This is a genomic window from Komagataeibacter sp. SM21 (assembly GCF_041402665.1).
In the GTDB taxonomy this organism is placed as follows: Bacteria; Pseudomonadota; Alphaproteobacteria; order Acetobacterales; family Acetobacteraceae; genus Komagataeibacter; species Komagataeibacter saccharivorans.
This window is the reverse complement of record NZ_JBGLOV010000082.1, coordinates 1-933: the sequence shown is the minus strand read 5'-3', so window position 1 is coordinate 933 and position 933 is coordinate 1. Positions and strand designations below refer to the sequence as shown.

The following is a 933-nucleotide window of genomic DNA, read 5'->3' as shown; positions in this document are numbered from 1 at the left end:
AAATGGCGGATGCTCGACGGCCGGAACCGCCTGCCGGACGTCATCAGCGGGGTTGAGTTCCGCGACGGCGTACGCCACCTTCAAGCTGCCGCCTGATCAAGCGTCACCAACTTTCGCGCATACCTCGACGGATTTCGATATCGAACACTTCGTCCTGTTTGACGGCGTCCTGTTCGATGATGCTGATCTGGACGCTGAGGACCATGCCAAACGGCTGGCATGCCGCAGTCTGGTAATCTCGGGAGCCATTGATGGGAACGTCATCATTGGCTTCGCGACAAAGCAGAGCATGGAAGATTTCATCGACTGGGGAAACGACGCGATCCGGGCACACTGTCCGAAATCCCTGAATCACACAGGCCCGACACTGGAAGAGAGGGCTTAAATGAATGGATAGATACTATTCACCTGAAGCGCTTCTCCAGTTCCAGATGGAACTCATAATCGCTGGCGCGATGATATTCTGCCTTGCAGGACTTGTGCTGAGAAAGCGTAAGGCATGGCTCTCTGTCACTGCCGTCTCGTGGATAGGACTCTTCGTCTATTACTGCGCATTTTCTCCATGGGCTATCCCGATATAAGCATTGCACCCGTTACAGGTACCAGACAAAGGGTTAAGATCTGATTCAGACGTGATGCACGAATACCCCTCTGGCCATGGCTGGTTGTGCCAGTAAACAAACTCGGGCACAGTATTCGAAATATAGAAGCGTAAACAACAGGAGAATATTTCAGTGAATCAATCTGACGGGCCGGACCATACCATCATCACCGCCATGACGAGCATCGTTTCAGCGTATCTCGGGAACCCCCAGACAGCATTGACCCCTGATGCCATTCCATTGCTGATCCGGAGTGTGACGGCAGCCGTGAGGGAAGATATCGCCAGCGGAACGGAAGCGGTTCCCTCGCCTGCCTTACCGGCTGGCACAA

1 protein-coding gene and 1 pseudogene are annotated in these 933 nt (G+C 53.8%); both read left to right on the top strand.

The window, feature by feature from the left end:
- Positions 1 to 385, top strand: a 385-nt coding sequence (locus ACBR42_RS17150; protein ID WP_371208846.1) for a hypothetical protein, incomplete at its 5' end; no start/stop codon positions are given.
- Positions 386 to 734: 349 nt separating this feature from the next.
- A pseudogene (locus ACBR42_RS17145) lies at positions 735 to 933 on the top strand (MucR family transcriptional regulator); the annotation flags it as partial.